Genomic DNA, 12989 nt, shown 5'->3' with positions numbered 1-12989 from the left:
TCGCGCGCCTGGTGGAGCCGGATATTCCGGGGTAATACGCTGGCGCCTGGCCCATCCCACCGCGACACCGCGCCACCCCGTATTTGCGGCCGTGTGTTTGGGAAGCAACGATGCACTTCTTTTCCAGGCTGTTTCAACCGGCGCGGCCGTCAAGTCCTGACAAACAAGCCGACGCGGGCGCGTACTGGCGCCTGCCCGCCGACAAGCTCATGGCGCAATGGGGATCTGATGCCAACGGGCTGTCCCAGCGCGAAGCCGGCGCGCGCCTGAAGCGCAGCGGGCCCAATGCGCTCCAGACGCTGCAAAAGGCCAGCGCGCTGGGCTTGCTGGCCAACCAGTTCAAAAGTCCGCTGGTGCTGATCCTGATTGTGGCTTGCGTCATCTCGCTGGTGGCCGCGGAATGGGTTGATGCGGGCGTGGTGCTGGTGGTGGTCTTTGGCAGCACCCTGCTCGGCTTTACCCAGGAATACATTGCCGGCAACGCGATCGACAAGCTGCGCTCCAAGGTCACGGTCCATTCGGTCGTGTTGCGTGACGGGCAGGCCAGAACCTTGCCTTCGCACCGCGTGGTGCAAGGCGACACGGTGCTGCTGTCCGCTGGAAGCCTGATCCCGGCCGATGGCGTGGTGCTGGAGGCCAGGGACTTCTTCGTCAACCAGGCCGTGTTGACCGGCGAAACCTTTCCGGTCGAAAAAAAGCCCGGCGTGGTGCCGGAGAAAGCCGGCCTGGCCGAGCGCAGCAACTGCGTGTTCATGGGCACCAGCGTGAGCAGCGGCACGGCGCGCATGCTGGTCGCGCAAACCGGAAAATCCACCGTTTTCGGTCAGATCGCGGGCAAGCTCGCGTTGCGCCCGCCCATGACCGAGTTCGAGCGCGGCATTCAGCGCTTTGGCTACCTGCTCACGCGCATCATGCTGGTGATGGTGGTCCTGGTTTTGGCCATCAACATCTTCATGGCCAGGCCGCCGGTCGACTCGCTGCTGTTTGCCCTGGCGCTGGCAGTGGGACTCACGCCGGAGCTGCTGCCCGCCATTGTCAGCATCACGCTGTCGCATGGCGCCAAGCGCATGGCCAGGCTGGGCGTGATCGTGCGCCGGCTCAATTCGATTGAAAACCTCGGCAGCATGGACGTGCTGTGCACCGACAAGACCGGCACGCTGACGGTGGGCGTGGTGGCGCTTGACGGCGCGGTCGACATCTTCGGACAGCCCAGCGCCACGGTCTTGCGGCTTGCCGGCATCAATGCGCAGTTCCAGTCGGGGCTGGCCAGCCCGCTGGACGGGGCCGTGATGGCCGCGGCGCACCAGGCCGGCACGGACCTGGGCGCGGTGAAAAAGGTTGACGAGATTCCCTATGACTTTGTGCGCAAGTGCCTGTCCGTGGTGGCCGCCGATGCCGCCGGCGTGCACACCCTGATCACCAAGGGGGCGCTCGACAAAGTCCTGGCGCAGTGCACCCGTGCGGGCAGCGACCAGGCCCCGCTTGATGCTCCCCTGCGCGAGCGCCTCGACGCGCACTTTGAAGAGTGGAGCGGCCAGGGCTACCGCGTACTCGGCGTGGCGAGTCGGCGGGTAGCGGCGCGCAGCACACCCTACACACGCGATGACGAGCAAGACCTCTGCTTTGCCGGCTTCCTGCTGTTCATGGACCCGCTCAAGCCCGGCGTGCAGCAGACCCTCATTGACCTGGCGCAGCGCGGCGTGCAGCTCAAGATCATCACCGGCGACAACCGCAAGGTCGCGCGCCATATCGCCCAGGCGGTCAAGCTCCCGATCGAAGGCCTCATGACGGGCCGCGAACTCAATGACATGGGCGATGAGGCCTTGATGCATGCGGCCGGGCGCACCGCCGTCTTTGCGGAGGTGGACCCGAACCAGAAGGAGCGCATCATCCTGGCACTGCAAAAGACCGGCCATGTGGTCGGCTACATGGGCGACGGCATCAATGACGCCCTGGCGCTGCACGCGGCCGACGTCGGCATTTCGGTGGACACGGCAGTAGATGTGGCCAAGGACGCTGCGGATTTCATACTGCTGCGCAAGGACCTGGGCATCTTGCGCCAGGGCATCGACGAAGGCCGGAGAACCTTCGCCAACACGCTCAAGTACATCCTGACCACGATCAGCGCCAACTTCGGCAACATGTTCAGCATGGCCGCCGCGTCCGTCTTCCTGCCCTTCCTGCCGCTGCTGGCCTCGCAGATCCTGCTCAACAACTTCCTGTCCGACATCCCCGGCGCCGCGATTGCCGGCGACCGGGTCGACAAGGAGTGGGTGGAAAAGCCCCGCCGCTGGGACACGGCCTTCATCCGCGACTACATGGTGCTGTTCGGGCTGCTCAGTTCCGTGTTCGACCTGCTGGCTTTCGGGGTGCTGCTGTGGCTGTTCAAGGCGGCGCCAGAGGAGTTTCGGACCGGCTGGTTTCTGGAGTCGCTGCTGACCGAATTGGTGGTCGCACTGGTGGTGCGCACGCGCCGCCCCTTCTACCGCAGCCGGCCGGGGAATCTGCTTCTGGGCAGCACCGTGGCCGTGATTGCCATTGCGCTGGTGCTGCCGTATCTGCCGTTCAGTTCGATCTTCGGCTTTGTTCCCCTCCCCGCCCCACTGGTGCTGGCCATGGTCGGCTTGACGCTGGCCTATGTTCTGGCCGTCGAGGTCGCGAAAAAGTCGTTCTACGCGCGCGGGGAAAACGCGAACCGGTAAAAATAGGACCCACGATGCCGCCCCCGCCACCCGCCAAAGTGGTGATTCAGGATTTAATAGTTGACCTGAGTCGACTGAAAAGCCAGGATGGCGTCTTCGCCATAGCCCAGTTCCTGCAGCAGTTCGTGGCTGTGCTCACCCAGCAGCGGCGGCTGCAGCCGGATGCCGGGGCGCTTGCCGCCCAGCGTGAAGGGCATCAGCGGCACTTTGGACTCGCTGCCGTCGTTCATGCGCACCGGTGCCAGGCCGCCGGTGGCGTTCAGGTGCGGGTCATCAAACAGCGCCTCGGGCCGGGTGATGGGTGCAAACGGCAGTTCATTGGCTTCAAACACCGCGCTGAGTTCGGCCGCGCTGCGGTCGGCCAGGTGCGCGCGCAAGAGGGGTATCAGCCATTCGCGCGCCAGCACGCGGTCATTATTGGTTTTCAGGCGCGGGTCGGCCATCAGCGCGTCCAGCCCGAAGGCTTTGCAAAAAACGGCCCATTGCTTGTCGCTGACGGCGGCCAGAAATATCTGCTCGCCATCCTTCACCGTGAACACGTCGTATACCGCCCAGGCAGAAATACGGCTGGGCATGGGCGCGGCGGCCTGGCCGGTGGCAGCGAACTGCATCATGTGCTGGCCCACCAGGAACACATTGTTTTCAAACAGCGCCGACTGCACCTCCGTGCCGCGCCCCGTCAGTTCGCGCTGGCGCAGCGCGGCCATGGCCCCAATGGCGCCGAACATGCCGCCCATGATGTCGTTGACGCTGGTGCCGGCGCGCAGGGGGTCGCCGCTGCGGCCCGTCATGTAGGCCAGGCCGCCCATCATCTGCACCACTTCGTCCAGCGCGGTGCGGTGGTCGTAGGGACCGGGCAAGAAACCCTTGTGGCTGACATAGATCAGGCGCGGGTGCCGTTTTTTAAGCGTCTCGTAGTCCAGCCCGAGCTTTTTCATGGTGCCGGGTTTGAAGTTCTCGCTGACGATGTCGGCCGTGGCAATCAGCCGCCGCGCGGCCTCCACGCCTTCGGGCGTTTTCAAATCGAGCGCAATGCTTTTCTTGTTGCGGTTGAAGGTTGGGAAAAACCCGGCACCCGAACCCAGCAGGCGGCGCGTGCTGTCGCCTTCGAGCGGCTCCACCTTGATGACCTCGGCGCCCAGGTCGCCCAGCAGCATGCCGCAGGTTGGGCCCATCACCATGTGGGTGAACTCGACGACGCGTATGCCGGCGTAGGGCAGCGGCGTGTCCTGGCTTTCTTCAGGCACTGGCTGGACGGTTTCCGCCAGGCGTGCACCCTGCACAAAGCCCTTGGGCAAACCCGCCTCGGGCGTCATGCCGTACAAGGACTCGCCCGGCAGTCCGGCCATCAGCGGCGCGCGCGCAGCCATGAGTTTTTCCAGGTCAATGCCGGTGCTCAGGCCCATGGCCTCGAACATGAAGACCAGGTCTTCGGTCACGACGTTGCCCGACGCGCCCGGCGCATAGGGGCAGCCGCCCAGGCCGCCCAGCGACGCATCGAAGGTGCGAACGCCTTCCTCGTAGGCGGCCAGGCAGTTGGCCAGCCCCAGGCCGCGCGTGTTGTGCATGTGGGCCGCGCCCGCATGGCGGCCAATTTCAGCGCGCAGGCGCCTGAACAGGCGGCGAACCTGCGCCGGATTGGCATACCCCACGGTGTCCGACAGGCCCGACTCGTCAGCCCCGGCCGCAATGCATTGCGCGGCGAGCCAGATCACGTCGTCCTCGGCCACCGGGCCCTGCAGCGTGCAGCCAAAGGCCGTCGAAATACTGGCCTCCAGCCCGACGTGGGGCGCGATGCTCTGGCGCAAGGCCGCGATGGCCCGCACTTCCTCAACCATTTCTTCGCGCGTCTTGCGCACATTGGCCAGCGAATGCGCGGCGCTGGCCGACACCGGCACGGTGAGCTTGTGCACACCGGCCGCCAGCGCCGCTTCTGCGCCACGGCGGTTAGGCACCAGCGCCATCACCGTGAGGCCTGGCAGCGTGATCGCATGGCGCACCACTTCGGCCGCGTCAGCCATTTGCGGCAGCAACCGGGCCGGCACGAAAGAAGCGACTTCGATTTCCCGCACACCAGCGGCATAGAGCGCATCAATCCAGCGCAGCTTGTCAGCCGTGGGCATCGTGCCCTTGACAGATTGCAGACCGTCGCGTGGGCCAACTTCGCTGATCAATATCGGAGGATGAGACATGGGTTGCAATGGCCTTGTAGTTCTGTAAGTTGGAACCACATTTTTACGCATTGGCGGGCCTGGCCGGAATTTCGGCGCCGGTGTTCAACGCCGGCGGTGCTGGCGCTGACCGTGCCGGCCGAGCGTCACGACGATCGCCACGTGCAAAAAGTGCGGGAAGCCGCAAGAACGCTCAGCGCGCTGGTTTAACGAAATATTCAGGAAAACCAACGCAAAAACGCGGCTGCGGTCAGCGCTGTCACGGCCAGCGTGGCAAGCGCGCGCCAGGTCGCCAACTGCGCCCGCTCGCTCCACCCTGCACCGCGATAAAGATACGCGGCGGCGAGCATGAATCCGGCAGCGGCGCAGGCCATCTTGATCAGCAGCGCGGCCACCGCGATCCCGTGGATATCCGGAAAGCGCCCGTAATAAAGCCAACTGACGCCGCCGAAAGCGCCGCCGCTGGCGGCTTGCGCGGCCCATCCCAAAAGCATGGCCCATGCCAAAGGTTTTCGCATCCAGGCCAGCCCCGGCCAAAACGCACAGGCGGCACTGCCCACCACGGCAACGGCGCCAAAATTGTGCACGACCTGGATCGCCGCATAGCTCAGGTTTTGCAGGTCCATGGTGGCTCGTTGGCTAGTTGACGCTCACCTTGACGCACTGCTCCAGCCCGATGGGCGTATGCGCCTTGTTCACGACCTTGACGCAGATGTCATGCGGGCCGGTCGAAAGGGTTGCCAGGGTGTAGCTCCCCTTGAGCTGGCGCAGGATGGCGGCCTCCTTGCTATCCACATAGAGGTGGACATGGTCGCCATTGGGGCCGGGCATGACTTCATAGTCCACCTTGTTCTGGGCCATGGCATCCAGCGTGCTGCCTTCTGCCGGGGATGTGATCTTGACCAATCCACCCTGTGCAAGGCCAAGCTGCGCCGATGCCAGCAGCGCGGCGCCGAGGATGGGATAAATCGAATAACTGCGCATTGCGACCTCCTTGTCCCTTGTCATTGGGCTGCATGCAGGAGCGAGCCCAGAGGCTCCAGCCGAACCGCGTCGGCCATTATTTATAGCACGCCATGTTGACCAGGCAGGATGAAATAGGGGGTCAGTTTTTTCCTAAAAGAGGGCTCTTCCTTGCTGAACCATGGCGGCGTGATCGACACCGCGTGGGTCATTGCCCCGGACCAGGCAATGAACTATGGCTACTTGGTCGGCGGCGCCAGCAGCTTGATGGTTTCCCGCATAAAAGCGGGTAGATCGGAAGGCTGCCGGGACGTCACGAGCTTGCCGTCCACCACCACGTCGCTGTCCTCGTACAGGACGCCCGCCTCGCGCATTTCCTCGGCCACAGAGTGGTGGCAGGTGGCGCGCCGCCCGCCCAGCAGGCCGGCGGTGATGAGCGTTTGCGGGCCATGGCAGATGGCCGCAACCGGCTTGTTGCCTGCAAAAAAAGCCTGTGCAATGCGCACGGCCGCCAGTTGCTTGCGGATGGCGGCCGGGGCTTTGCCGCCCGGCAGCACCAGGAGGGCGTAGTCGTCCGGGTTCACGTCCTTCAGCGCCTTGTTGGCGTCTACCTGGTAGCCATGTTTGCCGTTGATCTTGCCGCGGCTGATGGACGCGATGTCCACCTCGATCCCCGCTTCAAGCAGTCGGTAGTAAGGCACCAGAAGCTCGGAGTCTTCAAAGTGGTCCGCACTGATGATGAGCGCTTTCATGGCGGGTGAGTCCTTTCACACAAAAGTGGCGGCGCGCTTTGGCTTGATCGTATCGACCCGACGCATGCGCAGCTTGATCTACTGCAAGCGCGGGCGACAGTCCACGCGCCAGAGCAGCCCCGCCTGGGCCGCGTCAAATTCAACCGGCAGGAAACGCTCGATCAGCCACATGGTCGTGCGGGCATGGGAGGACAGCGTGCGCGCGGTGAACCGCGACAGCCCGTTTGCCAGTGCGGCATAGACCAGCAGCTGGTCTGCGGCATGCACATCCAGTGTTGCGCCGGACTCGATTTCGGCGCGCAAGGCCCGGCCAGCCTCGTCGCCCAGGCGCTCCGCCGGCACCCCGCGCTGCGCCGTTGCCGCTGCCCCCAGCACACCGCCCTCCGACAGCGCCCACAGCACTATCGCGCCGCCCTGCCCCATAGCCCGCGGCCAGGCCAGCAGTTGCTGCTCGATCTGCGGCGCCGGAAGCAGCGGCAACGCCTGCTGCGCTGCCCGCGCCATGCGTGCTGTGATGTGCGCGGGCAAGTTGGCGGTATGAGCAATGCCGCCAAGCTCGCGCAGCGCGCCCCGTGTCTCCATCACCAGCGGCTGCAGGCTTGCGCCCGCCTGCACCTCCAGCCGGATTTCACCACCCCCGCGGGGGTAGTAGCCACGCCTTTCCACCGCAATCGACACGCGCCCGCCCATCCGCGACAACAGCGACAGGAACACGTAGCGAAAATAATCCAGCGGCGGCGCGTCGCGCACGTCCGTTCCGCCCGTGATGCGCACGACAACCTGCTGCGCGCACGCCAGCGCCACCGGCAGCACAGCCTGCAACACCAGCGTCACGCTGCCGGCGGTGCCCACGTCAAACTGGAATTCCCCGCCACGCAGACCTTGGGGATGAAAGACGATCTCCTGCGACTTGACTTGCAGGCCTTCTGCCTCGGCGCCGCACAAGGCCGCAACCGCCTTGACCGCCGCCAGGTGCTGCGGCGCCAGCCCCGGATTGGACCGCCTGGCGCGCACATTGCGCACGCGCAAGCCCTGCCCGGTGATAGCCGCCAGGGCCACCGCCATGCGCAACAATTGCCCGCCGCCTTCGCCATGGGAACCGTCGATCTCGATCATCTTCGGTCCCGGTTTTTCAAACGCAGGTGGCGCGGCAAAAGCCGCCGATCCGACTTAGAACTGGGGCGGAAACTCTTCAGTTTTGGCGTTTTTTTGCTGCTCATGGAACTCCCCGGGAAGGTAGTAGCCAGCTGAGGGCGCAGATACCAAAGACGCATTGCTCGTCGCGTCAGAAATCTCTGCCACCTTCTGCGGCATGTTCACCTCTGCCAGGGGTTTCATCATGATCAAGGCTGCGACTGCAATCAGCGCTGCAATGCCAAAGTGAAGGCCATACCGCTTGAAGCTGGCAAGCAGTTTCGCGCGGAATTCAGGCCACTCGTGCGAATAAAAATGGGAAAAATGAGGGGGGTGATGTACTTGGCCCATAGAACCTCCTGAAGCCAGAAGAAGGGTGACGTCTCAAGCATTCAATCGCCCTTGACCAAGGACAATTACTTGAGCACGGGAAGGATTGGGCTCTTATATTGTTCAAATAGCTGCTTCCAAATGAAAGAGCCGTTTCCAGGTCATCAACCCGCATTGAATAGGTACCAATGGAACGAGGTTGAACGAAATTGAACGATGTCAAGCTGGTTCGCGCAGCCCTACACTCGTCCGGATGAGTCCTCCCCCTCCACTGCATCGTGCACCAGACCGCCTTGCTTCCTATTTCTGGAGCGGCGATGCCATCCGCAGCCGAAGCGTGAGTGACGTCGTGCGCTCAAGCACGCTGGATGTGCCCGCCCCTCCAACAAGGCTGGTGGCAGATTGGGAAAGGGATATATCGTTGCGCCTGGGCCTGGAATCCGGCGACGTTGAGGCATTGCCTTTGGCGCGCGCGCGTGCGCGCTGGCCGGACTACAGGCACTGCGTGCAGGCGGTGTCCGACTGGACGCGCACGCTCGGCCTGCGTGAGGTGCTGACCTCCTGTGACGTGGCCCTGATGGCCTGCCGCGGTGCAAAGTACCACCATGACGGCGCGCACTATGGCGGTGCGGCCTTTTGCAATCTGTTCCTGAGCGAGGACAAGGATCTGGACCTGCACTTTCCGTCTACAGGTCACCGAATCCCGCTGACCCGGGGGACAGCGGTGATATTCGATACCGGCCAGCCCCACGCCGTCATTGAACGCCGCAGCAGCGGCTTTCATGCGGCTGACTTCCCACCCGGCCACGATTGCACCCAGGTGTTCCTGACATGGGAACTTCCCATCGAGGATGCCCATGTCGGCCACGCCCTCCGGATCGCCTTCGACATTGACCCTTCGACCGCGTTGCAGCTGTACGAAGAGCAAGTCTGGCTGAACGGCGCACCGGCCAGTGTGTGCCCGGCTTCCGGCCGGTGGCGCCAGGCTGCCTAGCCGGCAGGCCACACCGCGCGGCGGCCCGGCCCGGGCGGAATCAGGCGCGTGCAGACCTTGCTGCTTGCGCCATCCGGTCCATTTTCGGCTTCATGTAAAAGGTCATGAACAATCCAATCAGCACCCCGGCCGGCAAGGAGCGGCTGAATGCCATCCACCAGGCCGGGCCAAAGCTGCTGTCCATGGGGTTGTTGATCAAGGTCACCACCAGCGCCAGCACACTTTCTATGGCCAAAGCCGTGAGCATCGCCACCACCAGCTTGCGCCCCACCCAATGCCTTGAAGTGAGCGTTCTGTCAACGATGCGTTCCAGTGCCCCAAGGCTCACCAAAATCAAGGGGAGCACCACCAGGCTGGTGATGAAGCTTCGCCCCCACCGGGGCAGAAATTCATCGCCAAACCCCACATTGGCCCATGTCATCACGGCGCTGAGCAGCAACGCGACAGAAGGCAGCAGCAGCACATGGGGAAGAATTTTGCGCATCACGCTTGAAAAAGATTTTGGATTCGTGCTGGCGCTGCTGGTAGTTTGCATGTTGGGTAAAATAGTTGACAATAGCAACATTATAGTCTTTTCGTTGATATTGTCAACTACAAATAAATCATGACCGAACAAGCCCACCCCGAGGCCGACCGCGCCTCCACCCTTTCCACCTTCGTGGCGTTCATGACCTTGTTCGGGAGCGCCCAGCAGGTGCTGAAAACCCGCATGCAGGATCAGGCCGAGCAAGGACTGGGACCGCTTCATTTGCGCGCGCTGTGCCTGTGCCTGCGCAACCCGGGGGGAACGCAGCAGCAGGTGGTGCAATCCATGGGGCGGGACAAGGGACAGGTCGCGCGGCTGATTCGCGAACTGGAGGAGCGCCATTTCCTGGTCCGCACCCCGGACGAGCGCGACCGGCGGGTTTGGCGCTTGACGGTGACCCCCGAAGGCGAAGAAAAATGCCAATGGTTTTCGGCCATTGAGGCGCAATTGGCCACCGACATGCTCGGCGGGATCGGGGCCGAAAAGCGCGAGCAGTTGGCGCAACTGCTGAACGAACTTCGCGCGCGGATCGGCGTGGTGGGTGAAGACGAGTGAGTTGATGCTCGCAAGCGGTCGTTGGTTTCCAGTCAACGGTCGTTCATGACCCGCTCTTGACGAGCCAAAGAGCAGCATTGGAGCCAGCTCTTGCAGTGATGCAAAGGAATGCAGGGGCCGGATACGCCGCTCTTTGCGTCCATCGACAAGCCGGCCTGATGCCCCGCCATCAGGCCAAAGACTACAAAAAGTCTCGCCGCCAGTAACAAGTCATGCCCAGCACCAGGCCCGGCATGCGCAGCCAGCACCCGCCCGGCAAGTTCGGTGGCTGACGTGGCCCAAGTCGGGCGCGCAGTGCACGCTTGCCTCCTAATAGCGTTGACGGCGCAGTGGGGCATCGAAGTCCAGCCGCACGCAAATCCTCTCCGGTAAACTGCCCCGAACCTACCCCAGCCGAGCCACCTTGGCCCGCTCCACTCGTCCCCGGCCCAAAGGCCGCTTCTTGCCACTGTTTGATTGACCCGCCCAGGAACTTTCCCCATGCCGCGCCCTCCTCTTTCCCCGTGGCTGGCCTACAGCTGCCTTGCGCTGAGCATGGCGCTGGTCGGCAGCTATGTGGCCTTGTCCAAACCGCTGGTGGCTGCGCTGCCGGTGTTTTTGCTGGCGTGGCTGCGCTTTGGCATCGGCGGGCTAGCCATGCTGCCATGGCTGCAAAAGCCGGCGCATGAAGCGCCCATGGGCCCGCAGACGCGCAAGCTGGTGTTTCTGGAGTCGTTCCTGGGCAATTTTTTGTTTTCTATCTGCATGCTGTACGGCGTGAGCATGACCAGCGCGGTGGCGGCGGGCGTGATCATGGCGTCGATACCGGCCACAGTGGCGGTGATGAGCTGGATTTTTCTGCGCGAGCGCATCAGCCTGCGGGTGTGGGGCGCGGTGGCCTGCGCGGTGCTGGGCGTGGCGCTGGTTTCGCTATCAAAACCAGAGCTGCTTGCCAACGCTGCTGTTGGGCCAGAGGCCGATTTGATGCATAAAAATGCCTGGCTGGGGAATTTGCTGCTGGTGGGCGCGGTGCTGTGCGAGGCGGCCTATGCGGTGATTGGCAAAAAGCTCACTGGCGTGCTCAGCCCCAAGCGCATCACGGCGCTGATCAACCTCTGGGGCTTTGCACTCGTCACGCCGCTGGGCCTGTGGGTGGCCTGGGACTTTGACTTTGCGGCCGTGGCGGCGCCAAGCTGGCTACTGCTGGTGTTTTATGCGCTGGCGGCCAGCGTCTGGACGGTGTGGCTGTGGATGACCGGGCTCAAGACCATTCCGGCCAACCAGGCGGGCGTGTTCACGGTACTGCTGCCGGTCAGCGCGGCGGCCGTCGGCGTGCTGGTGCTGGGCGAAACCCTGACCGGCACGCAGATGGGCGCGTTTGCCATTGCGCTGGCGGGCGTGGTGCTGGCCACCTTGCCGCAGCGCGGTAGCCCATCCCGGTCATTGCGCGCATCCAGTTCCGGTTCAGAACTGCACACGAACCCTGAACCCTGAACCCTGAACCGGTGCAATCTATCCCTGTCATTGCGAACGAAGTGCGGCAATCCATGACTGCGCTTTTTCGACGATGGATCGCCGCACTTCGTTCCCGATGACGAGTCGGGGGCAGTTCAGGAACAGCACAGCGAGGCAATCCATGACCGCGCTTTTTCGAAGATGGATCGCCGCACTTCGTTCGCGATGACGAGTCGGGGGCGGTTCAGGGACAGCACAGCGTGGCCACCCATGACTGCGCTTTTTCGACGATGGATCGCCGCACTTCGTTCGCGATGACGAATCGGGGCTGGCTCATGGAAGCACAGCGCAGCCATCCATGACTGCCCCTTTTTCGCTATCGCGGGGCTGTGCAGAGCTCAGGCGAACAATCCCTTGTACTGGTCGCGCAGCAGGTTTTTCTGGACCTTGCCCATGGTGTTGCGCGGCAGCTCGTTCACCACAAAGCACTGCTTGGGGATCTTGAAGTTGGCCAGCGTGGACTTGAGCGTGGCCAGGATCTGGCCCGCGTCCAGCGTGACGCCGGGCTTGGCAATGACGACGGCGACGCCGGCTTCGCCAAAGTCGGGGTGCGGCACGCCCACCAGTGCGCTTTCGGCCACGCCGGGTATGTCGTTGATGTAGCCTTCAATCTCGGCCGGGTAGACGTTGTAGCCGCCGCTGATGATCAGGTCCTTGCTGCGCCCGACGATGGTGATGTAGCCGTCGGCGTCGATCTTGCCGACGTCGCCGGTCTTGAAATAGCCGTCTGCCGTGAACTCTTCTTTGGTTTTTTCGGGCATGCGCCAGTAGCCCTTGAAGATGTTGGGCCCCTTGACCTGGATGCCGCCAATCTCGCCGACCGGCAGGGGCTGGCCGTCGTCGGTTTGCACGCGCAGGCTGACGCCGGGCAAGGCAAAGCCGACCGTGCCGCCGCGCCGCTCACCATCCTGGTAGGGGTTGGACGTGAGCATGGCGGTTTCGGACATGCCGTAGCGCTCCAGAATGGTGTGGCCGGTGCGCGCCTTCCAGTCATTGAAGGTTTCAATCAGCAGCGGCGCGGAGCCGGCCACGAACAAACGCATGTTGCGGCAGGCTTCCTGCGTCAGCCCCGGCTCGGCCAGCAGGCGCACATAGAGCGTGGGCACGCCCATGAACACGGTGGCCTCGGGCAGTTTTTCAACCACGCGCTTGGGGTCGAACTTCGACATCCAGATCATCTTGCTGCCGTTGATCAGCGCGCCATGCAGCGCCACGAACAGGCCATGGACGTGAAAAATCGGCAAGGCGTGGATCAGCACATCGCCTTTCTTCCAGCCCCAGTAGTCTTTGAGCACCAGCGCGTTGCTCAGCAGGTTGCCGTGCGACAGCATCGCGCCCTTGCTGCGGCCGGTGGTGCCGCTGGTGTAC

12 protein-coding genes and 1 pseudogene are annotated in these 12989 nt (G+C 63.6%); 4 read left to right on the top strand and 9 right to left on the bottom strand.

Going from position 1 to position 12989, the window contains the following annotated elements; translation table 11 throughout:
* The first annotated feature begins 110 nt into the window (after positions 1–110).
* Positions 111–2702: a magnesium-translocating P-type ATPase gene (gene mgtA / locus IV091_RS05720; RefSeq protein ID WP_293466315.1), complete on the top strand. Its 2592-nt coding sequence runs from the start codon at positions 111–113 to the stop codon at positions 2700–2702.
* Between the two features lie 53 nt (positions 2703–2755).
* On the opposite strand, the gene IV091_RS05715 is transcribed toward mgtA, so the two are convergent.
* The 7 genes and pseudogenes from IV091_RS05715 to IV091_RS05685 form a co-directional block, all read right to left on the bottom strand.
* Positions 2756–3949, bottom strand: a complete 1194-nt coding sequence (locus tag IV091_RS05715) for a CoA transferase (protein WP_293466367.1) — start codon at positions 3947–3949, stop codon at positions 2756–2758.
* A 123-nt stretch (positions 3950–4072) separates the two neighbouring features.
* A pseudogene (locus tag IV091_RS05710) lies at positions 4073–4894 on the bottom strand (hydroxymethylglutaryl-CoA lyase); the annotation flags it as partial.
* Positions 4895–5091: 197 nt separating this feature from the next.
* Positions 5092–5499: a hypothetical protein gene (locus tag IV091_RS05705; protein ID WP_293466313.1), complete on the bottom strand. Its 408-nt coding sequence runs from the start codon at positions 5497–5499 to the stop codon at positions 5092–5094.
* Positions 5500–5512: 13 nt separating this feature from the next.
* Positions 5513–5857: a hypothetical protein gene (locus IV091_RS05700; protein WP_293466311.1), complete on the bottom strand. Its 345-nt coding sequence runs from the start codon at positions 5855–5857 to the stop codon at positions 5513–5515.
* A gap of 218 nt (positions 5858–6075) precedes the next feature.
* The gene (locus IV091_RS05695; protein ID WP_293466309.1) at positions 6076–6588 is read right to left on the bottom strand and encodes a type 1 glutamine amidotransferase domain-containing protein; all 513 of its coding nucleotides are present in this window, start codon (positions 6586–6588) and stop codon (positions 6076–6078) included.
* A 78-nt stretch (positions 6589–6666) separates the two neighbouring features.
* The gene (rtcA, locus tag IV091_RS05690) at positions 6667–7704 is read right to left on the bottom strand and encodes an RNA 3'-terminal phosphate cyclase (protein ID WP_293466307.1); all 1038 of its coding nucleotides are present in this window, start codon (positions 7702–7704) and stop codon (positions 6667–6669) included.
* 54 nt (positions 7705–7758) lie between these two features.
* The gene (locus tag IV091_RS05685) at positions 7759–8073 is read right to left on the bottom strand and encodes a hypothetical protein (protein WP_293466305.1); all 315 of its coding nucleotides are present in this window, start codon (positions 8071–8073) and stop codon (positions 7759–7761) included.
* A gap of 232 nt (positions 8074–8305) precedes the next feature.
* Here IV091_RS05685 and IV091_RS05680 point away from each other — a divergent pair, with 232 nt between their 5' ends.
* On the top strand, positions 8306–9046 hold the full coding sequence (locus tag IV091_RS05680; RefSeq protein WP_293466303.1) for a hypothetical protein: 741 nt from the start codon (positions 8306–8308) through the stop codon (positions 9044–9046).
* A 40-nt stretch (positions 9047–9086) separates the two neighbouring features.
* Here IV091_RS05680 and IV091_RS05675 read toward each other — a convergent pair whose 3' ends face one another.
* Positions 9087–9662 (bottom strand): DUF2798 domain-containing protein, encoded by a 576-nt coding sequence (locus tag IV091_RS05675; RefSeq protein ID WP_293466300.1) that lies wholly within the window; start codon positions 9660–9662, stop codon positions 9087–9089.
* Here IV091_RS05675 and IV091_RS05670 point away from each other — a divergent pair.
* Positions 9651–10127 (top strand): MarR family transcriptional regulator, encoded by a 477-nt coding sequence (locus tag IV091_RS05670; protein ID WP_293466298.1) that lies wholly within the window; start codon positions 9651–9653, stop codon positions 10125–10127. The two genes, IV091_RS05675 and IV091_RS05670, sit on opposite strands and share 12 nt — an antisense overlap.
* Before the next feature lie 480 nt (positions 10128–10607).
* A complete protein-coding gene (locus IV091_RS05665) occupies positions 10608–11600 on the top strand; it encodes a DMT family transporter (RefSeq protein ID WP_293466296.1) in 993 nt (330 codons plus the stop codon).
* 359 nt (positions 11601–11959) lie between these two features.
* Here the strand turns inward: IV091_RS05665 and IV091_RS05660 are convergent.
* A partial coding sequence (locus tag IV091_RS05660) for an AMP-binding protein (RefSeq protein ID WP_293466293.1) occupies positions 11960–12989 on the bottom strand: 1030 nt, incomplete at its 5' end.

Source organism: Polaromonas sp. (assembly GCF_018780625.1).
GTDB lineage: Bacteria > Pseudomonadota > Gammaproteobacteria > Burkholderiales > Burkholderiaceae_C > Polaromonas.
Note: the sequence above shows the minus strand (reverse complement) of the source record. Positions and strands in the feature narration are given on the sequence as shown.

Coding starts and splice junctions, on each gene's coding strand:
- mgtA (WP_293466315.1), top strand. CDS start 111: ATGCACTTCTTTTCCAGGCTGTTTCAACCGGCGCGGCCGTCAAGTCCT.
- IV091_RS05705 (WP_293466313.1), bottom strand. CDS start 5,499: ATGGACCTGCAAAACCTGAGCTATGCGGCGATCCAGGTCGTGCACAAT.
- IV091_RS05700 (WP_293466311.1), bottom strand. CDS start 5,857: ATGCGCAGTTATTCGATTTATCCCATCCTCGGCGCCGCGCTGCTGGCA.
- IV091_RS05695 (WP_293466309.1), bottom strand. CDS start 6,588: ATGAAAGCGCTCATCATCAGTGCGGACCACTTTGAAGACTCCGAGCTT.
- rtcA (WP_293466307.1), bottom strand. CDS start 7,704: ATGATCGAGATCGACGGTTCCCATGGCGAAGGCGGCGGGCAATTGTTG.
- IV091_RS05685 (WP_293466305.1), bottom strand. CDS start 8,073: ATGGGCCAAGTACATCACCCCCCTCATTTTTCCCATTTTTATTCGCAC.
- IV091_RS05680 (WP_293466303.1), top strand. CDS start 8,306: ATGAGTCCTCCCCCTCCACTGCATCGTGCACCAGACCGCCTTGCTTCC.
- IV091_RS05670 (WP_293466298.1), top strand. CDS start 9,651: ATGACCGAACAAGCCCACCCCGAGGCCGACCGCGCCTCCACCCTTTCC.
- IV091_RS05665 (WP_293466296.1), top strand. CDS start 10,608: ATGCCGCGCCCTCCTCTTTCCCCGTGGCTGGCCTACAGCTGCCTTGCG.